General features: G+C 72.2%; 17 protein-coding genes. 7 read left to right on the forward strand and 10 right to left on the reverse strand.

Going from position 1 to position 24,029, the window contains the following annotated elements; all coding sequences use genetic code 11:
* The first annotated feature begins 166 nt into the window (after positions 1–166).
* Both OG871_RS23825 and OG871_RS23830 read left to right on the forward strand, forming a co-directional pair.
* Positions 167–1,363, forward strand: a complete 1,197-nt coding sequence (locus OG871_RS23825; RefSeq protein ID WP_371499068.1) for an NADP-dependent malic enzyme — start codon at positions 167–169, stop codon at positions 1,361–1,363.
* Between the two features lie 105 nt (positions 1,364–1,468).
* Positions 1,469–2,431, forward strand: a complete 963-nt coding sequence (locus OG871_RS23830; RefSeq protein ID WP_371499070.1) for a zinc-binding dehydrogenase — start codon at positions 1,469–1,471, stop codon at positions 2,429–2,431.
* A gap of 91 nt (positions 2,432–2,522) precedes the next feature.
* Here the strand turns inward: OG871_RS23830 and OG871_RS23835 are convergent, their stop codons facing one another.
* The 7 genes from OG871_RS23835 to OG871_RS23865 form a co-directional block, all read right to left on the reverse strand.
* A complete protein-coding gene (locus OG871_RS23835; RefSeq protein ID WP_371499071.1) occupies positions 2,523–3,554 on the reverse strand; it encodes a helix-turn-helix transcriptional regulator in 1,032 nt (343 codons plus the stop codon).
* 1 nt (position 3,555) lies between these two features.
* Positions 3,556–4,452: a DUF4097 domain-containing protein gene (locus OG871_RS23840; protein ID WP_371499073.1), complete on the reverse strand. Its 897-nt coding sequence runs from the start codon at positions 4,450–4,452 to the stop codon at positions 3,556–3,558.
* A 149-nt stretch (positions 4,453–4,601) separates the two neighbouring features.
* Positions 4,602–4,781 carry a DUF6104 family protein gene (locus OG871_RS23845; protein ID WP_030235677.1) on the reverse strand — a complete coding sequence of 60 codons (180 nt, stop codon included), beginning with the start codon at positions 4,779–4,781 and terminating at the stop codon, positions 4,602–4,604.
* A 51-nt stretch (positions 4,782–4,832) separates the two neighbouring features.
* Entirely contained in the window at positions 4,833–6,785 is a 1,953-nt protein-coding gene (locus OG871_RS23850) for a serine/threonine-protein kinase (protein WP_371499075.1), read from the reverse strand.
* Between the two features lie 267 nt (positions 6,786–7,052).
* Positions 7,053–10,799, reverse strand: a complete 3,747-nt coding sequence (locus OG871_RS23855; RefSeq protein ID WP_371499077.1) for a multifunctional oxoglutarate decarboxylase/oxoglutarate dehydrogenase thiamine pyrophosphate-binding subunit/dihydrolipoyllysine-residue succinyltransferase subunit — start codon at positions 10,797–10,799, stop codon at positions 7,053–7,055.
* A gap of 311 nt (positions 10,800–11,110) precedes the next feature.
* Positions 11,111–12,253, reverse strand: coding sequence for a sensor histidine kinase (locus tag OG871_RS23860; protein WP_371499079.1), 1,143 nt, complete (start codon positions 12,251–12,253; stop codon positions 11,111–11,113).
* 102 nt (positions 12,254–12,355) lie between these two features.
* Entirely contained in the window at positions 12,356–13,081 is a 726-nt protein-coding gene (locus tag OG871_RS23865) for a response regulator transcription factor (RefSeq protein ID WP_371499081.1), read from the reverse strand.
* A gap of 565 nt (positions 13,082–13,646) precedes the next feature.
* On the opposite strand from OG871_RS23865, the gene OG871_RS23870 reads away from it, so the two are divergent.
* From OG871_RS23870 to OG871_RS23880, 3 genes are all read left to right on the forward strand, one after another.
* Positions 13,647–14,369, forward strand: a complete 723-nt coding sequence (locus OG871_RS23870) for a rhomboid-like protein (protein ID WP_371499083.1) — start codon at positions 13,647–13,649, stop codon at positions 14,367–14,369.
* 211 nt (positions 14,370–14,580) lie between these two features.
* Positions 14,581–16,974, forward strand: a complete 2,394-nt coding sequence (gene lon / locus OG871_RS23875; protein ID WP_371499085.1) for an endopeptidase La — start codon at positions 14,581–14,583, stop codon at positions 16,972–16,974.
* 313 nt (positions 16,975–17,287) lie between these two features.
* Positions 17,288–17,818: a GtrA family protein gene (locus tag OG871_RS23880; protein ID WP_371499087.1), complete on the forward strand. Its 531-nt coding sequence runs from the start codon at positions 17,288–17,290 to the stop codon at positions 17,816–17,818.
* Here OG871_RS23880 and OG871_RS23885 read toward each other — a convergent pair.
* The gene (locus OG871_RS23885; RefSeq protein ID WP_371499089.1) at positions 17,808–18,839 is read right to left on the reverse strand and encodes an ABC transporter permease; all 1,032 of its coding nucleotides are present in this window, start codon (positions 18,837–18,839) and stop codon (positions 17,808–17,810) included. The genes OG871_RS23880 and OG871_RS23885 overlap by 11 nt on opposite strands.
* A 163-nt stretch (positions 18,840–19,002) precedes the next feature.
* Between OG871_RS23885 and OG871_RS23890 the strand changes: the two genes are divergently transcribed.
* Entirely contained in the window at positions 19,003–20,568 is a 1,566-nt protein-coding gene (locus OG871_RS23890) for an MDR family MFS transporter (protein ID WP_371499091.1), read from the forward strand.
* Positions 20,569–20,635: 67 nt separating this feature from the next.
* Here the strand turns inward: OG871_RS23890 and OG871_RS23895 are convergent, their stop codons facing one another.
* Together OG871_RS23895 and OG871_RS23900 are read right to left on the reverse strand one after the other, a co-directional pair.
* Complete coding sequence (locus tag OG871_RS23895; protein WP_371499093.1) at positions 20,636–20,878, reverse strand: hypothetical protein; 243 nt, start codon at positions 20,876–20,878, stop codon at positions 20,636–20,638.
* Between the two features lie 19 nt (positions 20,879–20,897).
* The gene (locus tag OG871_RS23900) at positions 20,898–22,067 is read right to left on the reverse strand and encodes an anion permease (RefSeq protein WP_371499095.1); all 1,170 of its coding nucleotides are present in this window, start codon (positions 22,065–22,067) and stop codon (positions 20,898–20,900) included.
* 359 nt (positions 22,068–22,426) lie between these two features.
* Between OG871_RS23900 and OG871_RS23905 the strand changes: the two genes are divergently transcribed.
* Positions 22,427–24,007, forward strand: coding sequence for a C40 family peptidase (locus OG871_RS23905; RefSeq protein ID WP_371499097.1), 1,581 nt, complete (start codon positions 22,427–22,429; stop codon positions 24,005–24,007).
* Positions 24,008–24,029 lie beyond the last annotated feature (22 nt).

Genomic DNA, 24,029 nt, shown 5'->3' on the forward strand with positions numbered 1-24,029 from the left:
GGAAGAACAGCGCAGAACAGAAACCCTCATCCGAGGGCGCCGCCCGACGGCCGCGCCCCGACCCGGCCACCGGGTACGCCCCCCGCGTACCCGGGTTTTCCGTCATTCGGCCGGATCGCCCGACCGTCGGCCGCGTCCTCGCCTGATCATTGACGAAGAGGTCAACGTGGCAGCGGAGATCATCCACCCCAACACCCAGGACACCGTCGATCCCGTCGACGCCGTCTTCGCCCTCCACCGCGGCGGCAAGATGGAGATCCGGGCGACCGTTCCGGTCCGCGACGCGGACGACCTGTCCCTCGCCTACACCCCCGGTGTGGCGCGGGTCTGCACCGCCATCGCCGAGCAGCCCGACCTGGTCAACGACTACACCTGGAAGTCGAACGTGGTCGCGGTCGTCACCGACGGCACCGCCGTGCTCGGCCTCGGCGACATCGGCCCGGAGGCCTCCCTGCCCGTGATGGAGGGCAAGGCGATCCTGTTCAAGCAGTTCGGCGGCGTGGACGCGGTGCCGATCGCGCTGGCCTGCACCGAGGTGGACGAGATCGTCGAGACCGTGGTCCGGCTCGCCCCCTCCTTCGGGGGTGTCAACCTGGAGGACATCTCCGCCCCGCGCTGCTTCGAGATCGAGCGCCGGCTCCAGGACGCGCTGGACATCCCGATCTTCCACGACGACCAGCACGGCACCGCGATCGTCACCACCGCCGCGCTCTGGAACGCGGCCAAGGTGACCGGCCGGGAGATCGGCAGCCTGCGCGCCGTCATCTCCGGCGCCGGCGCCGCCGGCATCGCGATCGCCAAGATGCTGGTCGCCGCCGGCATCGGCGACGTGTCGGTCTGCGACCGGCGCGGTGTGGTCCACGAGGGCCGCGGCGACCTGACCGACGTCAAGGCCGAGATCGCCGCGCTGACCAACCGGACCGGCGTCCAGGGCAGCCTCAACGACGCGCTCAAGGGTGCCGACGTGTTCATCGGCGTCTCCGGCGGCACCGTGCCGGAGGAGGCCGTGGCCACCATGGCCGAGGGCTGCTTCATCTTCGCGATGGCCAACCCCAACCCGGAGATCCACCCCGAGGTGGCGCACAAGTACGCGGCCGTGGTCGCCACCGGGCGCTCCGACTTCCCGAACCAGATCAACAACGTGCTGGCCTTCCCCGGCATCTTCGCCGGTGCGCTCCAGGTCCGGGCCACCCGGATCACCGAGGGCATGAAGCTGGCCGCCGCCAAGGCCCTGGCCGCGGTGGTCGCCGACGAGCTGACGGCGCAGAAGGTCATCCCCTCCCCGTTCGACCAGCGGGTCGCGCCGGCCGTCACCAAGGCCGTCGCCGAGGCCGCCCGGGCCGAGGGTGTCGCCCGCCTCTGACACTGCCTCACGGACGACCGGCGGACGGCCGGGGAACGGACACGCGGTGCAGCTCACACCTCCGCGTGGTTCCGGGCCCCGGCCGTCGCGGCTATCGTCCGGGTCATGTTCGCTGCCTACGCCGCCCGAATCGACCCCGCCGACCCGCTCGGCGGACTCGAACTCGGAGACCTCCCGGAACCCGAGGCCCGCGAGGGCTGGAGCGTGGTGACCGTCAAGGCCGCCACCCTCAACCACCACGACCTGTGGTCGCTGCGCGGGGTCGGACTGCCCGCCGAGCGGCTGCCGATGATCCTCGGCTGCGACGCCGCGGGCGTCGACGAGCACGGCAACGAGGTGGTCCTGCACTCGGTGATCGGCCAGAGCGGCCACGGGGTCGGCCCCGCCGAGCCCCGCTCGATCCTGACCGAGCGCTACCAGGGCACCTTCGCCCAGAAGGTCGCGGTGCCGACCTGGAACCTGCTGCCCAAGCCGGCCCAACTCAGCTTCGAGCAGGCCGCCTGCCTGCCGACCGCCTGGCTGACGGCCTATCGGATGCTCTTCACCAACGCCGGCGTGAAGCCCGGCGACACCGTGCTCGTCCAGGGCGCCGGCGGCGGCGTCTCCACCGCGCTGGTCGTCCTCGCGAAGGCTGCCGGCCTGCGGGTCTGGGTGACCGGGCGGGACGAGGCCAAGCGGGCCCGCGCGGTCGAACTCGGCGCGGACGCCGCGTTCGAGAGCGGCGCCCGGCTGCCCGAGCGGGTCGACGCGGTGATGGAGACCGTCGGTGCGGCGACCTGGTCGCACTCGGTGAAGTCGCTGCGGCCCGGCGGCACGATCGTCATCTCCGGCGCGACCTCGGGTGCCAACCCCACGGCCACCGAGCTGAACCGGATCTTCTTCCTGGAGCTCCGGGTGGTCGGCTCGACCATGGGCACCAAGGAGGAACTGGCCGGGCTGCTCTCGCTCTGCGCCACGGCGGGGGTCCGCCCGGTGATCGACAGCGTGCTGCCGCTGACCGAGGCGCGGGAGGGCTTCGCCCGGCTGGCCAAGGGCGAGGTCTTCGGAAAGATCGTCCTCACCCCCTGAGGCACCGCCCACCGACGCGAGGTGTCTCCCGGCCCGGGCCGATCCGGCACGCGCCGGGAGACACCTCGCACTCCGCTCCGCCGACGGCTCGTCAGCCGAGCAGGCGGTGGATCCGTTCGGCCGCCGACGCCAGGACGGCCTGGGTCTCGGCAAGCTGAGCCGACGTCACACCCCGCCCGTCCCGGGCCGCGTCGCGGACCTGGTCGCGGAAGCGGTCCAGCAGCCGCTCCAGCTCGCGGGCCGGTTCGCCGGCCTGGTCGACGCGGGCCCAGCCGGGCAGCTCGGCGGTGGCCGCCCCGGCGTCGTCGGCGTCCTTGTCCAGGTCGATCCGGGTGACCCGGATCTCCTCGCCCTCCGACTGGCCGCCCCAGCGGGCCGCGTCCGCCAGCGAGGACAGCCCCTTGGTCAGCTCGGCCAGGCCCTCGGCGAGCCCGGTCGACCAGTCGCCGCGGGCCGTGTGCTCGCGGACCTGCTGCTCGACCCGCCGCTTGAGCCGCAGCGCCTCCTGCTGCGCCGCGCTGCGGGCGGCCCTGGACTGCTCGCGCAGCCGACGGGCCTCCTGCTCGGCGGCCCGGGCCTTCTCCTTCGCCGCCCGCTCCTGCTCCTTGGCGCGCTTGGCCTGCTCCTTGGCCTGGGACTTGAACTGGGCGAACTCCTCCTTGGCGCGCTGCCAGGACTCGCGGTCACCCCAGGGGCCGGCCCACGGGTCACCGCCCGGCGCTGCGGCGGGCTTCCCGGCGGCCTGCTCGGCCTCGCCCCAGAGCTCCTCGCGCAGGTCCTTGGCGTTGTCCCGGACGTCCTCGCGGATCGCGTCGGCCAGCTGGGAGACGGACTCCACGATCTCCACCTCCAGCTCGGCGAGCTCCGGCTGACGGTCGGCCAGTTCCTGGCGGCCCGCGTCGGTGAGCCGGTAGACCTTGCGGCCGCCCTCGGTGCTGTGGGTGACCAGGCCCTCCTTCTCCAGCTTGGCCAGCCGCGGGTAGACGGTGCCCGCCGAGGGTGCGTACAGGCCCTGGAAGCGCTCCTCCAGCAGGCGGATCACCTCGTACCCGTGGCGCGGTGACTCGTCGAGCAGCTTGAGCAGGTACAGGCGCAGTCGGCCGTGGCCGAAGACCGGGGTCATCTCAGACCTCCTTGGTCAGATCGGGGCCGGCCGGGAGCTCCTTGGCCGGCTCGGGGCGGTCGTCCTCGCCCTCGGGCCGACGGAGCACCGTGACCGGGCCGGAGACGGAGGTGACCTGCAGCTTGCCGGCGCCGGAGCCGAGCTGGCCGGAGAGCCGCTTGGTGCCCCAGCTGCCGGTGACCTTGAGCTCCTCGAAGGTGCTGGAGACATCACCGCTGGTGGAGCCGGCCTCTACCTTGGCGTCGGCCACCGAGGGCAGCCGGATGCCGACCTGGCCGCTGACCGTGGAGACCTTGATGTCGGTCGGGGTGGCCACGTCCAGGTCCAGGGTGACCGCGCCGCTGATCGAGTGGGCGAGGATCCGCTCGGCCGCGCCGGCCACCAGGGTGATCGCCCCCGAGACGGTGTTGACCTTGAGCTCACCGGCGACCCGCTGGGCGGTCACGTCGCCGGAGACGGTGTTGGCCAGCACCTTCCCGGACAGGCCCACCAGGGTCGCGTCGCCGCTCGCGCTGTGGGCGCCGACGCCGCCGGTGATCCCGGAGACGGTGGCCTCCGCGGAGACGGTGCCGACCTTGACCTCGGTGCCGGCCGGAACGGCCAGCGTGACCTCCGCGCGGCGCCCGCGACGCAGCGAGCCGAAGAAGTCCTTGACCGACTGCACCGACTTCACCGTCTCGCCGAAGTCGCTCCAGCCGAGGTCCTTGTACGCCACCGTCAGCACCCCGTCCTCCAGGGTGACCAGCAGCGGCTCCCCGGTGACCTCGGTCACCTCCAGCAGTGCCGGGCCGTCGGTGGCGACCACCTTGACGGCGCCGCCGACCAGCCGTACGTGCAGGGCCTCGACCGTCTCGTCGAAGCCGATCCGGTCGGGCTCACCGATCGTCCACTGGGCCATTTCGTCCCGCCTCCCGTTCGCGATGTATCGCGTTCCTCTGTTCAACACGATATATCGCGAATCGGCGAAGTCAAGCGGTTCTGCCCACGGACACGCGAACGGCCCGGGAGGCGGTTGCCTCCCGGGCCGTTCGTCAGCGGCTCAGCCACTCACTCGTCGTCCTCGTCGTCGAGCCGGGCCAGCCAGGTGGCCAGCCGCTCGACCGGGATCTCGAAGTCCGGGTTGAGGTCGACGAACTCGCGCAGGCGCTCGGCCAGCCACTCGAAGGTGACCTCCTCGTCGCCGCGCCGGCTCTCCAGTTCCTCGATGCCGCGGTCGGTGAAGTACACGGTGCGCTCCGGTCCGGTGGGATCTGACCAGGTCAGGATAGTCGGGGTCGGTCAGCTGTCGTTGCGGTAGTAGGTGAACGAGACCTTCACCGCACCGGTGCTCTTGTTGCCCTGCTCGACCACCTTGCCGACCACCACGCCGCCGTTGGCACGGTTGCGCAGGCAGAAGATCCGGCCGGGCGGCAGGTCGTCGTACTTCAGGTCGGCCGCCGGGTGCTGGTCGATGGCGGCCGAGCACGCCTCGGGGGCCAGCGACTGCTCCCGGGTGATGTAGACGTCACTCGTCCCGGACGACCAGTCGAAGTCGTCGTACGAGGGCGACAGCGCCCAGGTCGGCGACGCGGAGTCCGGCACCACGTTGCCGTTGGCCAGGTCGAAGCTGTGACTGGAGTCGGGGCTGGAGAGCTCGCGGTTCTCGTAGACCATGGTGTACCTGGGCGGCCGGGAGGGCGAGGCGGAGGCGTCGCCGGTCGCACCGGCACTGGCCTTCGCCTTGGCCGAGGCCGAGGGCGGGGTGACGGCCCCGGCCTGGTCCTGCGAGGACGGGGTGGCGGCCTTCGGGGACGGGCTCCGGTCGCCGGCGGAGGCCGCTCCGGAGCCGCCCTGCGACGCGGTGTTCGAGGAGCCGCCCTTGTCGCCGAGCTTGTTCATCAGCACCACGCCGCCGACCGTGCCACCGAGAGCCATCACCAGGGCGACGGTCAGCAGCGCCTTCCAGGAGACGCCCTTGCGACGCGGCTCCGGGCCGGCCGGCCGGGACTCCGGCACCACCGGGCCGGGCGGCGGGGTGTCGAAGGACGGCTGCTGGTGGAGCTGGACGGTCGGCGTGGGGCCGGTCACCGGGCCGGTCGGAGCCTCGGTGGTGGGCTGCGGCGGGCCGAACGCGCCGAGCGGCGGACCGAAGCCGGCCGGGGCCGGCTGCGGCGGAGCGGCCGGCCCGGCCGGGGCGGTGTACGCGGCGGTGGCCGCGGTCTGGTGCGCGGTCGGAGCGAGCGTGGGCGCGGTCGGCGGCAGGGCCGGCGGCGCCGGGGGCACCGCGGGCGCGACCGGCAGCGGGGTGGGCGGGGTCTTCGGCAGGTCGGACCGGCGGGTGATCTCGGTGTTGATCTGCCGGGGCAGCCAGTCGTCGGCGAACCGCAGCTGGCCGCCGACCGCCGGGTGGTTGCGGGCGATCTCGATGATCTCGGCGGGCTGCGGACGGTCCTCCGGCAGCTTGGCGAGGCAGCGCGCCAACAGCTCCCGCAGCCCCTCCGGGACGCCGTCCAGGACGGGCTCCTCGTGCACCACCCGGTAGAGCACCGCCGTCTCCGGGCCCTCGCCGAACGGCGGGGTGCCGCCGGCCACGTACGCGGCGAGGGCGCCGAGCGCGAAGACGTCGGTGGCGGGGGTGACCGGCTTGCCCTGGGCCTGCTCGGGGGACATGAAGGCGGGCGAGCCGATCCGGAACCCGGTGCCGGTCAGGGCCGTGGCGTCGGCCGCGCGGGCGATACCGAAGTCGATCACGCGGGGGCCGTCACCCGCGATCAGGACGTTGGCCGGCTTGAGGTCGCGGTGCACCACCTCGACGCTGTGGATCGCCTGCAGGGCCTCGGCGATGCCGCCGATCAGCAGCAGTACCGTCCGCACTGGCAGCGCGCCGTGCTCCCGGATCACCTGCTGCAGCGACGGGCCCGGCACGTAGGCGGTGACCAGCCACGGCGCGTCGGCGTCCAGCCCGGAGTCGATCACCTGGGCGGTGTACAGGCCGTGGATCCGCTGCGCGTTGGTCACCTCCTGGGCGAACCGGCGGCGGAACTCCGCGTCCTCGGCGAACTCCGGACGGACCACCTTCAGCGCCACCGGCCGACCGCCCGGGGTGTACGAGAGGTAGACCCTGCCCATGCCGCCCGCGCCCAGCCGGGCGAACAGGCGGTAGCCGCCGACCTCCCGGGGGTCCTCGGGGAGCAGCGGCTGGAAGATCGGCGGAAGTGGCGCGGCGGAGTCCCGCGGCGTGTCGGCAGTCATACGGTGCTGTCCCCCTGGGCTTGGATGTCGGTCCTGGCCGCCGCCCGGTGCGGGCACGGGTGGCAGCGTGCGGGGCCCAACCTATCGGTGCGTCAGGTCGACATCCCAGCGAGTTGGCGATTTGGTTGCAGAGCTGTGGCCTTGACGGATGCTCGGATCATCCGGTTTCCCGCCGCTCGTCCGGCCGCCCGCCCCGCAACGCACCCGGGCCCGGGCCCCGCCGAAGCGGAGCCCGGGCCCGGGTGGTGCTGATCAGGCGTCAGCCGTTCAGAGGTTGAACACCTCGTCGAGCAGGGCCTGCTGCTCGGCGGCGTGCCGCTTGGCCGAGCCGACCGCCGGGGCGGACGAGGCCGTGCGGGCGACGCGGCGCAGTCGGGCACCGCCGTTGGCGCTGCGGCCGACGACGACCTGCAGGTGGTCGACCAGGTTCATCGCGATGAACGGCCACGCACCCTGGTTGGCCGGCTCCTCCTGCGCCCAGATGAACTGGACGTCCTCGCCGTACCGGCCCAGCTCCTCCTGGAGCTCGGCCACCGGCAGCGGGTAGAGCCGCTCGACCCGGACGATCGCGGTGTCGGTGATGCCGCGCTCGGTGCGGGACGCCTCCAGGTCGTAGTAGAACTTGCCGGAGGTGATCACCACCTTGCGGACGTTCGCCGGGTCGACCGTGTGGTCCCCGATCACCGGGCGGAACGAGCCGGAGGTGAACTCCGAGGTCGCCGAGGCGGCGGCCTTCAGACGCAGCATCGACTTCGGGGTGAAGACGATCAGCGGCTTGTGGTGCGGGTTGTGGACCTGCCACCGCAGGAGGTGGAAGTAGTTCGACGGCGACGTCGGCATCGCGACCGTCATGTTGTCCTGCGCGCACATCTGGAGGAAGCGCTCCGGGCGGGCGGACGAGTGGTCCGGGCCCTGGCCCTCGTAGCCGTGCGGCAGCAGCAGGGTGACGCCGGAGTGCTGGCCCCACTTCTGCTCGGCGGACGCGATGTACTCGTCCACCATGGTCTGCGCGCCGTTGACGAAGTCGCCGAACTGCGCCTCCCACATGACCAGCGCGTTCGGGCGGGTCAGCGAGTAGCCGTACTCGAAGCCCATCGCCGCGTACTCCGACAGCAGGCTGTCGTAGACGGTGTAGCGGGCCTGGTCCTCGGTCAGGTACAGCAGCGGGGTGTAGTCCTCGCCGCTGTTGCGGTCGATCAGGACCGCGTGGCGCTGGCCGAAGGTGCCGCGGCGGCTGTCCTGTCCGGCCAGCCGGACCGGGTGACCCTCCATCAGCAGCGAGCCGATGGCGAGCGTCTCGCCGGTGGCCCAGTCGATGGTGTTGTCCTCGACCGAGGCCGCGCGGCGCTGCAGCTGCGGCAGCAGACGCGGGTGGACGGTCAGCCAGTCCGGCAGGTTGACCTGCGAGGCGGCGATCCGCTTGACGGTCTCCTCGGAGATCGCGGTCTGGATGTTGACCGGGAAGTCCGCGACCGGCTTGCCGTTGGTGGCGGGCTGCTGCGCACCGGCGGCCTGGCGGACCTCGGAGAAGACCTTCTCCAACTGGCCCTGGAAGTCCTGGAGCGCCTGCTCCGCCTCTTCCATGGTGATGTCGCCGCGACCGATCAGGCCCTCGGTGTACAGCTTGCGCACCGAGCGCTTCTTGTCGATCAGGTCGTACATCAGCGGCTGGGTGAACGACGGGTTGTCGGCCTCGTTGTGACCGCGGCGGCGGTAGCAGATGAGGTCGATCACGACGTCCTTGTGGAACGTCTGGCGGAACTCGAAGGCGAGCCGCGCGACACGGACCACGGCCTCCGGGTCGTCGCCGTTCACGTGGAAGATCGGGGCTTCGATCATCCGGGCCACGTCGGTGCAGTACATCGACGAGCGGCTGCTGGCCGGGGCGGCGGTGAAGCCGACCTGGTTGTTGACGACCAGGTGGATGGTGCCACCGGTGCGGTAGCCGCGCAGCTGGGACATGTTCAGCGTCTCGGCCACCACGCCCTGGCCCGCGAAGGCCGCGTCGCCGTGGATCTGGATCGGCAGCACCGGGAAGGAGGTGCCGCCCTGGTCCAGGACGTCCTGCTTGGCGCGGACGATGCCCTCGACGACCGGGTCGACCGTCTCCAGGTGGGACGGGTTCGCGGCGAGCGACACCTTGATGGTCTCGCCGTCCAGGCCGGTGAAGGTGCCGTCGGCGCCCAGGTGGTACTTGACGTCACCGGAGCCGTGCATGGACTTCGGGTCGAGGTTGCCCTCGAACTCGCCGAAGATCCGGGCGTACGGCTTGCCGACGATGTTCGCCAGCACGTTGAGGCGGCCGCGGTGGGCCATGCCGATGACGGCCTCGTCCAGGCGGTGCTCGGCGGCGGCGTCGATGGTCGCGTCCAGCAGCGGGATCAGCGACTCACCGCCCTCCAGCGAGAAGCGCTTCTGGCCGACGTACTTGGTCTGCAGGAAGGTCTCGAACGCCTCCGCCGAGTTCAGCCGGCGCAGGATGCGCAGCTGCTCCTCGCGCTCGGGCTTCGAGTACGGCTTCTCCAGGCGCTCCTGCAGCCACTTGCGCTGCTTCGGGTCCTGGATGTGCATGTACTCGATGCCGACGGTGCGGCAGTACGTGTTGCGCAGCAGGCCGAGGATGTCGCGGAGCTTCATCATGCGCTGGCCGCCGAAGCCGCCGACCGCGAACTCGCGCTCCAGGTCCCACAGGGTGAGGCCGTGCTGGACGACGTCCAGGTCGGGGTGCTTGCGCTGCTTGTACTCCAGCGGGTCGGTGTCGGCCATCAGGTGGCCGCGCACGCGGTACGCGTGGATCAGCTCCATGACGCGCGCGGTCTTGTTGACCTCGTCGTCGTGGGTGGTGGCGACGTCGGTCGCCCAGCGCACCGGCTCGTACGGGATCCTCAGGGACTCGAAGACCTCGTCGTAGAAGTTGTGCTCACCCAGCAGCAGCTGGTGGATGGTGCGCAGGAACTCGCCGGACGCCGCGCCCTGGATGACCCGGTGGTCGTAGGTCGAGGTGAGCGTCATGGTCTTGGAGATGCCCAGGCGCGCCAGGGTCTCCTGGGAGGAGCCCTGGAACTCGGCCGGGTACTCCATCGCGCCGACGCCGACGATGGTGCCCTGGTTCTGCATCAGGCGCGGCACGGAGTGCACGGTGCCGATGCCGCCGGGGTTGGTCAGCGAGACGGTGACGCCGGTGAAGTCGTCCATCGTCAGCTTGTTGGCGCGGGCCCGGCGGACGATGTCCTCGTAGGCCTGCCAGAAGCCGAAGAAGTCGAGGGTCTCGGCCTTCTTGATCGCCGCGACCACGAGCTGGCGGTCGCCGTTGGGCTTCACCAGGTCGATGGCCAGGCCCAGGTTCACGTGGGCCGGCTTGACCAGGAACGGCTTGCCGTCCTTGATCTGGTAGCTGTGGTTCATGCCCGGGCTGGCCTTGATGGCCTGGACCAGGGCGTAACCGATCAGGTGCGTGAAGGAGACCTTGCCACCGCGGGCGCGCTGCAGGTGGTTGTTGATGACGATGCGGTTGTCGATCAGCAGCTTGGCCGGAACGGCACGCACCGACGTCGCGGTCGGGACCTCCAGCGAGGCGTCCATGTTCGTGGCGACGGCCTTGGCCGGGCCACGCAGCGGGACGAGCTCGGGCCCGTCGGCGGCCGGGGCGGCGGCCTGGGCCGGCGGTGCGGCCTTCGGCGCCGGCGGCGCGGCGGGGGCTGCGGCGACGGGCGCGGGCGCCTGCTGGACCGGCGCGACGGCCGGGGCAGCGGGAGCGGACGCGACCGGAACGGCAGCGGCAGGGGCAGCGGGAGCGGCAACGGTGGTCGGCGTGGGGCCGACCGGGGTTGCGGCCTGGGTCACTGAAGTCACCTCGGTACCGGGCTTGTAGTCGGCGAAAAAGTCCCACCAGGCTCGGTCGACCGAGTTGGGATCCTGGAGGTACTGCTGGTAGATCTCGTCGACGAGCCACTCATTGGGGCCGAAGCCAGTGGAGCTTGCCGAGCTGCTGGGGGTTTCTGGGTGTGGCGACACGGGGCAACCGCCCTCTTCCGCTTCCTTTTGGGATGGTGGACAGCGGGGATTAAGGCTACGCCCCTGACCAGTGATCGCGCAGTCCCCGGGGGCCAGGCGTCGCCCAGATCACAGTGCCGAGCTGCAATTTGGCCGAATGTGTGCGTTAGAAACCCGTCAAGTATGGGAACTCGAGCACACCATTCACCCGTCCATACTGGCATTAAATCGGACAAAAACCCAGTTCAGGTCCGGAGTGGGCGGATCCGGCCGGGCTCCGCGCCCGCTGTGTCCCAGTTCTGTGACAACCCTGCGGAGACGGCGTGCGGACGTCAGGCCGGCACTCTGGCCTCACCCGGCAGGGTGACCTCGATCCGGCAGCCGCGGGCGGCCTCCGCGACCCGGATCTCGCCGCCGTGCAGATCGACCGCCCAGCGTGCGATCGCCAGCCCCAGGCCGGTGCCGCCGTCGCTGCCCGGGCCCTGGGCGGTGGCGCTGCCGGCCCGCCCGAAGCGTTCGAAGACCCGCTCGCGGTCTTCCACCCGGATCCCCGGGCCCTGGTCCTCGACGGCCAGCAGCAGGGCGCCCGGCGCCTCGCCGGGACGGGCCCGGACCGTCACCGTGCCGCCCGCAGGGGAGTGCTTGCAGGCGTTGTCGACCAGGTTGGCCACCACCTGGTGCAGCCGCTCCGGGTCGGCCACGGCGCTGAGCCCGCCGGGCTTCACGTCCAGCCGCAGCCGGACGTCGCCGCGCCGGCCGTAGGCGCCGCCGGCGGTCGCGCCGTCGACGGTCACCCCGCGCAGCACGCCGTCCAGGAACGGCCGGACCTCGAACGGGCGGGCGTCCAGCGGGACGACCCCGTCGTCCAGCTTGGACAGGTCGAGCAGGTGGGTGACCAGGCGCCCGAGCCGTTCGGTCTGCTCCAGCGCGGCGCCCAGGGTGGTGGGATTGGGCTGGACGACGCCGTCCACCACGTTCTCCAGCACGGCGCGCAGCGCGGCGATGGGCGTGCGCAGCTCGTGCGAGACGTTGGCGATCAGCTCGCGTCGGTGCCGGTCGGCGGCCTCCAGGTCGCCGGCCATCCGGTTGAAGGTGGCGGCCAGCTCGCCGATCTCGTCGCGGGAGGCGACGTGCACCCGGGCGCTGTAGTCGCCGTCGGCCATCGCCCGGGCGGCCGCGGTCATGTCGCGCAGCGGCGCGGTCAGGCCGTGGGCCAGGAACTGCATGAACAGCAGCGAGGCGATGATCGAGAAGATCATGATGATGCGGATCTGGGTCTCGGACCTGATCGCGACCACGACCATCCCGGTGGCCAGCACCACGGAGACGATCACCAGCAGGGCGAGCTTGCCCTTGATCGAGCGGACCGGGTCGAGAGGCCGGATGTCGGCCCAGACCCTCAGGACGGCGCGGGTGGCCAGGCTGGGGGGCGGGGCGGCCTTGGCGTCCCCGCTGCGTTGCTGTGGAAAGGTCATGGTGTCCCTGACGTCGTCCCGCACCGCGCGGGTGCGGCGGTCCGCCGGTGCGCAGCAGTACGACCTGGGCCCCCCGGTGGCCCAAGCCGTCGGCGCGGCCGACTAGGAGAGCGGTGCCTCCAGGGCGTACCCGACGCCGTGCACCGTACGGATCCAGCTGGCACCGATCTTTCGGCGCAGCGCCTTGACGTGGCTGTCGACCGTGCGGGTGCCCGAGGCGTCCGTCCAGTCCCAGACCTCGGCGAGCAACTGCTCGCGGGTGAGCACCGCGCGCGGCTGGGCGGCCAGGCAGGCCAGCAGGTCGAACTCGGTCGGCGTCAGGTGGACGTCGCCCGCGCCGAGCCGCACCCGGCGCTGGACGTGGTCGATCTCCAGGTCGCCGAAGCGCAGGCTGCCGAGCGCCGGTGTCCTGGCCGCCTGCTGGGCGCGCTCCACGCGGCGCAGCAGGACGTTGACCCGGGCCGCCAGCTCGCGCATCGAGAACGGCTTGGTCATGTAGTCGTCCGCGCCGACCCCGAGGCCGACCAGCAGGTCGGTCTCGTCGTCGCGCGCGGTCAGCATGAGGACCGGCACCGGGCGCTGGGCCTGGATCCGGCGGCAGACCTCCAGGCCGTCGAAGCCGGGCAGCATGATGTCGAGCACGACGAGGTCGGGCTGCCAGGTGTGGAAGCCGTCCACCGCGCCGGGGCCGTCGTGGGCCACGGCGACCTTGAACCCCTCGGCGCCCAGCCGGGCGGCGATGGATTCGGCGATGGTGGGCTCGTCCTCGACGACGAGTACTCGTCGCTGAGTGCCCACCGGGTTGCTGCTGGTGTTTTCTTGCTGCATTTCTGTCACGGTCACGCCACCGCCCCCAGGGCTGCGGGCCGGCCACCTGTGGGGGTGACGGGGCTCCGCTCGTAGTCGTCTTGTTTCCGTCTGGGCTGCGCCCGGGTTGTCGAATCCGCCGAGCACCCTTCCGCCGAAGGTGCAGGAGCGGGTGGTACGCCGTGTGGGCCGCCGTACCTCTCCGTACTCCACGCAGGGTACGGACACCGTGCCCGTTTCGGCAGGTGGACCGGACATTTCCGGCCCGCGGGCCGGATCCGGTCCGGTTCCGGACCGGGCACGGGGCGATACCTTACCCGGCCGAAATCCACCCCCATGACGGTACGTATGCCCTCCAATCGGATTGTCCGCTCGGGCCGGGAAGCTACTCGTCCGTAAACAGAGGGTTGGTCCGTACCAGGGCGGCGGTGGTCCGGTGGCCGGGACCTGATGAATTCTCAGCGGATCCCCAGCGGACTCCCAGGGAGCCAACGTATCGTGGTCACGACAAACCGCGGTGGGGATCTCCGGCGTTCGTACGGGCGTTGAGGGAGAGTAGGACGGAAGGCCCGCGGACGGAGGCGCGATGACGGACACCGAAGGGCGTACCGCCGCGACCGGCGCCGGCCACTGCCGTGCCGCGCTGCTCCTGCTGCCCACGCCGCGCCGCAACCCCTTCGCGTTCGGCTACCTCGCCCTGCTGCTCGGTACCACCCTGTTCGCGCGCTTCGCCGACCCCGACCTGGTGCAGCGGTTGCAGTCGGCCTCCAGCAGTGACGCCCACAACCTGCTGGTCCGCCCGGTCTCGGCCCTGCTGCTGAGCGGGGTCTGGGTGGCGGGTCCGGTGTGGATGCCGTACCTCTGGGCCTTCCTCGCCACCGTCGCCCCGCTGGAGCGCCGGGTCGGCGGGCTGCGGGCCGCCGGGGTGTTCGCAGCCGGGCACATCACGGCCACGCTGGTCTCGCAGGCGGTCGTGGTCGGTGCGGTGGCCGGCGGCGGCCTCGGCACCGACGCCCTGGACGCGCTGGACATCGGTGTCAGCTACGGCGTGCTGACCAGTCTCGGCGCACTCGCCGGGCTGCTGCCGCCGACGGGCCGGGTGGTCACGCTGGGTGCGGCCGGCGCGCTGGTCGGGCACCAGATGCTCACCGACCAGGACCTCGTCACCGGGGTCGGGCACCCGGTCGCCCTGCTGGTCGGCATTGCCCTCTGGGGCCGGCTGCGCCGCGGCCCGGGCCGTCGGCCGCGGCCGCTGTGGACGCGCGCCTGGTCGACCCGCCGCACTGCCCCCGCGCGCTCCGAAGTCTGACCCCCGGGCCCTCGCCCGGCCCTCCTCTCCCCGTCCCGGCGCCCCTCTCCCCGTCCGGGCACCGTGGTCCGCCGTTGTCCCTGCGCCGCGCCTTCGGCCGGGCCCTGCGCCGATCGCCGCCGATCGCTCAGGGCGAACATCGGGGTGGGAACAATCGGCCCGCGCCAAACCTTAGTCAGGTCAACTCAACTTCGCTGACTGGGGAGAGATCATGGCATCGACGTCCACTCCGCTCACTCTGCCCGTGCTGCCGCTCGACGACGAGGTCGTGCTTCCCGGCATGGTCGTCCCGCTCGACCTCTCCGACACCGAGGTGCGCGCGGCCGTCGAAGCCGCCCGGGCCGGGGCGCGCGGGGCGGGCAAGCCGCAGGTGCTGCTGGTGCCGCGGCTGGACGGCTCGTACGGCGCGGTCGGCACCCTGGCCACCGTCGAGCAGGTCGGCCGGCTGGCCGACGGAGACCCGGCCGCCCTGGTCCGGGCCGTGCGACGGGTGCGGATCGGCGCCGGCACCACCGGGCCCGGCGCCGCGCTCTGGGTGGAGACCACCCCCTTCCGTGAGTCCGACCCCGGCCTTCCGGTGGCCGGCCGGGCCGCCGAGCTGGTCAGGGAGTACAAGGCGCTGTCCACCCAGTGGCTGCGCAAGCGCGGCGCCTGGCAGATCGTCGACCGGGTCGCCCAGATCGACGGCGTCGGCGAGCTCGCGGACAACATCGGCTACGCGCCCTTCGCCACCGTCGAGCAGAAGCTCAAGGTGCTGCTGGAGTCGGACCAGGTGGCGCGCCTGGAGTACGCGCTGACCCTGCTGCGCGACCACCTCGCCGAGGAGGAGGTCAACGACACCATCCGCAAGGATGTCGAGGAGGGTGTCGCCAAGCAGCAGAAGGAGTTCCTGCTGCGCCGTCAGCTGGAGGCCGTCCGCAAGGAACTGGCCGAGCTGAACGGCGACCCCGCCGACGAGGAGGGCGACTACCGGGCCCGGGTGGAGGCCGCCGACCTGCCCGAGAAGGTCCGGGAGGCCGCACTCAAGGAGGTCGACAAGCTGGAGCGCTCCTCCGACCAGTCGCCCGAGGGCTCCTGGATCCGGACCTGGCTGGACACCGTCCTGGAGCTGCCCTGGAACGAGCGCACCGAGGACGCGTACGACATCGCCGCGGCCCGGGCGGTGCTGGACGCCGACCACGCCGGGCTCGCCGACGTGAAGGACCGGATCGTCGAGTACCTCGCCGTCCGCAAGCGCCGGGCCGACCAGGGGCTCGGCCAGATCGGCGGCCGGCGCGGCGGGGCGGTGCTGGCGCTGGTCGGCCCGCCCGGCGTCGGCAAGACCTCGCTGGGCGAGTCCGTGGCCCGCGCGATGGGCCGCTCCTTCGTCCGGGTGGCGCTCGGCGGCGTCCGGGACGAGGCGGAGATCCGCGGCCACCGCCGCACCTACGTCGGGGCCATCCCCGGCCGGATCGTCCGCGCGATCAAGGAAGCCGGGTCGATGAACCCGGTGGTGCTGCTGGACGAGATCGACAAGGTCGGCTCGGACTACCGGGGCGACCCGGCCGCGGCCCTGCTGGAGGTGCTGGACCCGGCGCAGAACCACACGTTCCGCGACCACTACCTGGAGGTCGAGCTCGACCTCTCCGACGTGGTCTTCCTCGCCACCGCCAACGTGCTGGAGGCCATTCCCGAGCCGCTGCTCGACCGGATGGAGCTGGTCCGCCTGGACGGCTACACCGAGGACGAGAAGGTCGTCATCGCCCGCGACCACCTGCTGCCCCGGCAGCTGGAGAAGGCCGGGCTCGACCAGGAGGAGGTCGCGGTCGGCGAGGGCGCGCTGCGCCGGCTGGCGGGCGAGTACACCCGCGAGGCGGGCGTGCGGAACCTGGAGCGCTCGATCGCCCGGATCCTGCGCAAGGTCGCGGCGCAGAGCGAGCTGGGCGAGCGGCAGCTGCCGGTCGTGATCGGTCCGGACGACCTGCGGGCGCTGATCGGCCGGCCGCACCACGTCCCCGAGTCGGCCCAGGAGCCGGCCGAGCGGCGCACCGCCGTCCCCGGCGTGGCCACCGGACTGGCCGTCACGGGCGCGGGCGGCGACGTCCTCTACATCGAGGCCTCGCTGGCCGACGCGGTGACCGGCTCGACCGGACTGACCCTCACCGGGCAGCTGGGCGACGTGATGAAGGAGTCCGCGCACATCGCGCTCTCCTTCCTGCGCTCGCGCGGCGCCGAACTGGAACTGCCGGTCACCGGGCTGCGCGAGCAGGGCATCCACCTGCACGTGCCGGCCGGCGCCGTCCCCAAGGACGGCCCGAGCGCGGGCATCACCATGACCGCCGCGCTGGCCTCGCTGCTGTCGGGCCGCAAGGTGCGGACGGACGTGGCGATGACCGGTGAGGTCTCGCTGACCGGGCGGGTGCTGCCGATCGGCGGGGTGAAGCAGAAGCTGCTCGCCGCCGACCGGGCCGGGATCACCACGGTGATCATCCCGAAGCGCAACGAGCCGGACCTGGACGAAGTCCCGGCCGAGGTGCTGGAGCGGCTGACGGTGCATCCGGTCTCCGACGTCCGGGAGGTGCTGAAGCTGGCCCTGGAGCCGGCCGAGGTGCTGGTGGCCGCCTGACCGGCCCACCGGCCGGTGGGCCGGGACGGCCCGCGGGGGCGCCGAGTCCGCTCGGCGCCCCCGCGGGGTCGTCCCGCCCGCAGTGAGACGCCTCTTGCCACCCGCTCGTCCCCGGGACCACCGCCGCCACGCTCCTCGACCCCTACTCCTGCGCTCGACACCCTGCAGATGGCCGGGTCCATCGCACCGGGGCCGGGTGGTCCTGCAGGGCACCACCGCCACCGGCGTGCTGCGGATCACCGAGGGCTGAGCCGCCCGCCCCGCGGCCGTCCGAGCACCGGCCCCGGGTGTGGTGACGTGCGATACTGCCGTGGTGCCGTCACCGACCCAGCGGGCCCTGGCCCGAGTACCGAAGCGGTACCGCCCGTTCCTGGTGAAACACCGAAAGCCGGTGAAGTTCCTGGTGGTGGGCGGTACCTGTTTCGTGCTGGCCATGACGATGAACTACGGCCTGCGGCTGACCGTGCTGGCGTCCAAGCCGGTGGTGGCGCTGACCGTCGCCACCATGGTGGCGACCGTCGTGTCGTACGTCCTGAACCGGCAGTGGTCGTTCCGGGCCGCCGGGAGGCAGCGCGAGGCGCTCCTCTACTGCGCGGTGAGCGCGCTGGCGATCGGGGTGAACGACCTGCCGCTGGTGGTGTCCCGGTACGTCCTGGACCTGCGCGAGCCCGGGGTCGGCCCGCTGGCCGAGGAGGTCGCCGACTTCGTCAGCGGCATGATCCTCGGGACCTTCCTGGCGATGATCTTCCGCTACTGGGCGATGAACCGCTTCGTGTTCACCCGGCTCTCGGCCAGGGTCAGCCCGGAGCAGTCCACCGTCCGGCGGGTGCGCGTCAGGCCGTGACCGGCTGCGGCCGCGCACCCGGCCGGCGCACCACCGCGAGCAGGGTGACGGCGACCCCGACCACCGCCCAGGCGGCCAGGACGAGCAGCGGCACGGCGATGTCGGTGGCGCCGAAGTAGGCGATCGAGCGGGCCACGTCGGTGCCGGCGCCGTTCGGGATCCAGGCGCCGATGGCCCGCCAGAACGGCGGCATCAGCGGCGGCGGGAACACCCCGCCGGCGCTGGGGTTGCCGAGGACCACGAAGACCAGCACCGCGAGGCCGATGCCGACGACGCCGAACAGGCACTCCATCGCCATGGTGATCGCACCGACCGCGAACACCACCAGCGAGCCCAGGCCGACCAGGGCCCAGCTGGAGCCGGGCAGGGCGTTCAGCACCGGGCCGATGATCAGCGCGCCGCCGACGCCGGCCGCGACCGAGTAGACCGCGAGCGTGCCGAGCCGGATCAGGGCCCGGTGGGTGTTGGCCGGCCGGGCGCCGGCGCTGATGCCCAGGATCGAGGCGACCAGGTAGCCGCCGACGCACCAGCCGATCACCAGGTAGAAGGAGGACAGGCCCTCGGCGTCACCGGCCGCCAGCGGGACGACGTCCTCGACGGCGACGGTGCGGTTCTGGGTCTGGTCGACCCGGGTGACGATCTCCTCGGCGGCGCGGGCCGCAGCCGGTCCGCGGGCGTCGGCGACCAGCAGGGTGTCCCGGGTGCCGGCCGGGTCGAAGATCCAGGCGGCGTAGATCTTCTGGTCCCTGATCAGCTCCTCGGCGGCCGCCCGGTCCGCCGCGGTGGAGGTCCGGACGGCGTTGTCGGGGACCGAGTCGAGGCCGCTGACCAGCTTCGGAGCGACCTGCGGCGGGGCGACCACCGCGATCGACAGCTCGTGCGGGCTCGGGTGGTGCAGGGCGCCGACGTACGAGGTGATGAAGCCGAGCTGGAGCAGGAGGACGCCGATCACGAGCAGGGCGGCCCGGGGTGTCACCGCGTCCTTGAGTTCGGCGAGGAAACCTGATGCGGGCTCAGCCATCGCATGCTCCTTGGGTGTCAGGACAAAGCGGATGGATACTTCATATCATGAAGTAGTTTCGGGGGTGTGTCGCGGGGATCCCCCGGAAGGGAAAAAGTTGCCTTACTCAACCATCTCTCCGTATGGTTGCTAAACGCAACAAAACTCCCGTCGAAGGATCCGTATGCCGACGACCCCCATGTCCCACCGACAGGTCCTCGAAGCCCTCTCCGGCCTGCTGCTCGGTCTCTTCGTGGCCGTGCTCTCGTCGACCGTCGTCTCCAACGCGCTGCCGAGGATCCTCACCGACCTGCACGGTGGCGAGTCCGCCTACACCTGGGTGATCACCGCGGCGCTGCTCTCCCTCACCGCCTCCACCCCGATCTGGGGCAAGCTCTCCGACCTGGTGAGCAAGAAGCTCCTGGTCCAGATCGCCCTGGTGATCTACATCGTCTCCTCGGCACTGGCCGGTCTCTCCCAGAACACCGGCGAGCTGATCGCCTGCCGGGTGCTCCAGGGCATCGGCGCCGGCGGCGTCACCGCCCTCGCCCAGATCTGCCTCGCCGCGATGGTCCCGCCCCGCCAGCGCGGCCGCTACAGCGGCTACTTCGGCGCGGTCTTCGCCCTCGCCACCATCGGGGGCCCGCTGATCGGCGGTGTCATCGTGGACACCGACTGGCTCGGCTGGCGCTGGTGCTTCTACGTGGGCATCCCGTTCTCGCTGATCGCCATCCTGGTGCTCCAGCGGACCCTGCGCCTGCCCGAGGCCCCCCGCCGCAAGGTGCGGATCGACTACCTCGGCGCGCTGCTGATCACCGGCGCGGTCAGCCTGCTGATGATCTGGATCAGCCTGGCCGGCAAGAACTACGCCTGGCTGTCCTGGCAGACCGCCGCGATGGTCGGCGGCGGCCTCGCCCTGGCCCTGCTGTTCGTCCGGGTCGAGCGCCGGGCCGCCGAGCCGGTCATCCCGCTCGACCTGTTCCGGCACCGCACCGTCGCCCTGGTCTCGGTCGCCAGCGTGCTGATCGGCGTCGGCATGTACGGCGCGACCACCTTCCTCAGCCAGTACTTCCAGCTCGCCAAGGAGGAGTCGCCGACCATGGCCGGGCTGCTCACCCTGCCGATGATCCTCGGCCTGGCGGTCTCCTCCACCGTGGCCGGCCGGCTGATCACCAGGTACGGCAGGTGGAAGGCCTACCTCGTCGCCGGCGCCCTGCTGCTCGCCGTCGGCTTCGGCCTGCTCGGCACCGTCCGCGCCGACACCGGGTACGGGGCGCTGGCCGCGTACATGGCGGTGACCGGCCTCGGCCTCGGCCTGACCACCCAGAACCTCGTCCTGGCCGTGCAGAACACCGTGCCCAGGAACGAGCTGGGGGCCGCCAGCTCGGTGGTCACCTTCTTCCGCACCATGGGCGGCGCGATGGGCGTCTCGGCGCTCGGCGCCCTGCTGTCCGACCGGGTCTCGCACTACCTCGCCCGGAACCTCGCCGCCGCGCACGTCGTGCCGGGCGCGGGCACCGCCCCCGGCGGCGGCGAGATCCCGGACCTGCACCGGCTGCCCGCCCCGCTGGTGCCCCTGGTCACCGACGCCTTCGGGCACGGGGTCGGCCTGGTGTTCCTGGTTGCCGCGCCGTTCGCGCTGATCGCCTTCCTGGTGGTGCTCCTCATCCGCGAGGTACCGCTGCGCACCACCGAGGAGCCGGCCGCGGAGCCCGCCGCGCGGCCCGCCCCGGAGCTGGTGGCGGACTGACCCCCTGCACGTCGAAGGGCCCTCGGAGCACCGGCTCCGAGGGCCCTTCGACGTAGGGACGGGGGGATCAGCCCGCGATCAGCGAGATCCCGTACAGCACCACGCCCGCGCAGGCGGCGAAGCAGACGCCGGCCCCGGCGAGTGCCAGGTTGCCGCTGCCGGCCCCGGGGGCGCCGGCCTGCCGGGCCTGAAGCGCGGCCTCCCGGCGGGAGAGCGCGAGGTTGCCGAGGGCGAAGACGACGACCACCGCGAGGGTGATGAGCAGGCTGAAGCCCGCGGTCTGGCCGAGTGCGGCCCACTTGATGCTCATGACTGGCTGCCTCTCGCCGTCAGGCCGCGACGGCGGTGGTGGTGGGGGTCGGGTTGGCCGGGGTCGGTGTGACCTCGACCTCGACCGGGGTGACGTCGTTGACGTTGTCCGCGCTCACCGGCTGGCGCCGGGAGGCGAGCCACATCGAGCCCGAGCCGATCACCAGCGCGGCGCCGACCAGGGGCACGCCCCAGTCGCCCTGGCTCGCCACGAACGCGGCGATGCCGGAGACGGTGGCGGCGGCCGGCAGGGTCAGGCCCCAGGTGTAGACCATGCGGCGCACCAGGCTCCAGCGCAGCGTGCCCTGGGGCCCGCCCAGACCGGCGCCCATGATGCTGCCGGAGCAGACCTGGGTGGTCGACAGGCCGTAGCCCATGTGGGTCGAGGTCAGGATCGCCGTGGCGGCGGCGGTCTCCGAGGCGAAGCCCTGCGGGGCCTTGATGTCGGCCAGGCCCTTGCCCATCGACCGGATGATCCGCCAGCCACCCATGTAGGTGCCCAGCGCGATCGCCGCACCGGCGCTGACGATCACCCAGAGGGGCGGCAGCGCGCCCTTGGGCAGCGCGTGGGCCGAGACCAGGGTCAGGGTGATGATGCCCATCGTCTTCTGGGCGTCGTTGGTGCCGTGGGCGAGCGAGATCAGCGAGGAGGAGAAGACCTGGCCCCGCTTGAAGCCCTTGGTGGTGGTGTCCGTGCCGCCGCGGGTGATCAGGTACGCCAGCTTGGTGGCGCCCCAGGCGGCCGCGCCGGCGACCAGCGGAGCGGCCACGGCGGGGATCAGGATCTTGCTGACCACGACGCTGAAGTTGACGCCGTTCATGCCGACCCCGACCACGGTGGCGCCGATCAGGCCGCCGTAGAGCGCGTGGGAGGAGCTGGAGGGCAGACCCTTGAGCCAGGTCAGCAGATTCCACAGGATCGCGCCGGCCAGTGCCGCGAAGATCACTTCGGGGTGGATGCCGGCCTTCTCGTTGACGATGCCACCCGAGATGGTGGTGGCGACCTTCACCGAGAGGAACGCGCCGCCGAAGTTCAGGACGGCCGCGATGGCGACCGCGACCTTCGGACGCAGGGCACCGGTGGCGATGGAGGTGGCCATCGCGTTGGCGGTGTCGTGGAAGCCGTTGGTGAAGTCGAAGGCGAGCGCCGTGATGATCACAACGGCCACCAGGAACGTGATGTGTTCCATACCCAAACAATCGTCGTAGTTGTCGGACTGACGCTGGTGTCAGGCCGACCGTAGGGACGGCTGGTGAACGGAAGGTTAACTGGACCGGGAATTGCGGTTCTGATGATGTCGCGGAGGTTGCGCAGGGCCTGTGAAACCGTGGAGAGGTCAGGCCTGATCAGCGGGTTTGCGTGAAATGTCCGACCTCGACATGGTTTGCTGAGACCTGTCTCACACTGTCCCGTGGCGAAGATGAGAAGTTCATCAGTACGTACCGATGCCACCTGCCCCGGCGTGGGACGGACATGGCAGGATCAGCCCGTTGTAGCGGCTGGGCGGGACGCCCGGCCGGAGGTCGCGAGGCGGGGGAGGGCGGGCCGATGGGGGCTGCGCAGCGGATGGAGACGGCCGGAGTACGGCCGTGGGTGCGGGCCGCCCTGCGGTGCGGGGCGGTGCTGGCCGCCGCGGCGCTCTCGCTGCCGCTCGCCGGTGCCGCGTACGCCGCGCCCGACCCGGCCCCGTCGATCGCCGCTCCCACCGTCGCGCCCGGGGCCGACCCGCTGGCCGCCGCCAAGGCCACCCTCGGGCCGCTGCTCGACCAACTGCACCAGCTCTACCAGCAGGCCGAGGCCGCCACCGAGCAGTACAACGGCTCGGTGGCCAAGCTGGCCGCGCTCCAGGCGACCATCACCGACCTGCAGGGCCGGATCTCCCGTCAGCAGGCCGCCGTGGACGCCGGCGGCGACCTCGCCGCGCAGCTGGCCGCCGCCCAGTACCGCAACGGCCACGCCTCCGAGCTCGGCGAGCTGCTGATGGCCGACGACCCGTACGAGGCCGTGGTGGTCGCCGAGCTGCTGCAGGCCGCCGGCCGCTCGCAGTCCGCCTTCCTGGACCGCCTCAAGGCGGACCGGGCCACCCTGACCGTGCTCCAGCAGCAGGCCGAACTCTCCCTGACCCAGCAGCAGACGGTGGCCACCCAGCAGGAGCAGGCCAAGGCGGACGTGGCCAAGCGGCTCGCGGACGTCGAGACGCTGGTCGGCTCGCTGACCGGCGCCCAGCGCACCGAGCTGGAGCAGCTGGAGAAGCAGCAGGCCGACCAGGCGCAGCTGGCCTTCCTCGCCTCCGGCGCGCTCGGCAAGGGCGAGCGCACGCCGTCCGAGGCCGGCCGCAAGGCGGTCGCCTACGCGCTGGCGCAGCTCGGCAAGGACTACGTGTGGGGCGGCGCCGGGCCGGACGTCTTCGACTGCTCGGGCCTCACCTCGCAGGCCTGGATCCACGCCGGGGTGTCCGTGCCGCGGACCAGCCAGGAGCAGTGGGCCCAGCTCAAGCACATCCCGCTGAACCAGATCCGGGCCGGCGACCTGGTGGTCTACTACGGCGGTGCCACCCACATCGGCATGTACATCGGCGGCGGGCTGATCGTCCAGGCCCCGCACACCGGTGACGTGGTCAAGGTGACCCAGATCGGCGCGATGCCGATCCTGGGCGTGGTGCGGCCCGACCCGGACGCGGCCGCGGACGACAAGGGCGGCGCCTGGAAGGTGCCGGACGTGAAGGTCGGCGAGGTGCGGATCGCGCCCGCGAAGCCGTCCACCCTGACGCCGACCCCGCCGGCGCCCGCCCCCACCACGCCCGCGACGCCGGAGACCTCGCCGTCGCCCTCCACCGGCGGTACGCCCGCGGGCACCCCGTCCGGCTCGGGCACCCCGTCCGGCTCGGGCACCCCGAGCGGTACGGGGACGCCGTCCGGTTCGGGGACGCCGTCCGGTTCGGGCACCCCGAGCGGCAGCGGCACCCCGTCGACCGGCACCGGCACGCCGTCGACCACCGGCACCCCGTCCACCGGCACCGGCACGCCGACGGACGCCGCCTCGGCCACCGGCACGCCCTCCGGTTCCGGTACGGGCTCCGCGGGCACGGCCGCCGTCTCGCCCAGCGGTACCGGGCACGCCCAGGACTGACGCGCGCCCGGCCCGGCCCTCC

This window comes from Kitasatospora sp. NBC_00374 (genome assembly GCF_041434935.1).
Classification (GTDB): domain Bacteria; phylum Actinomycetota; class Actinomycetes; order Streptomycetales; family Streptomycetaceae; genus Kitasatospora.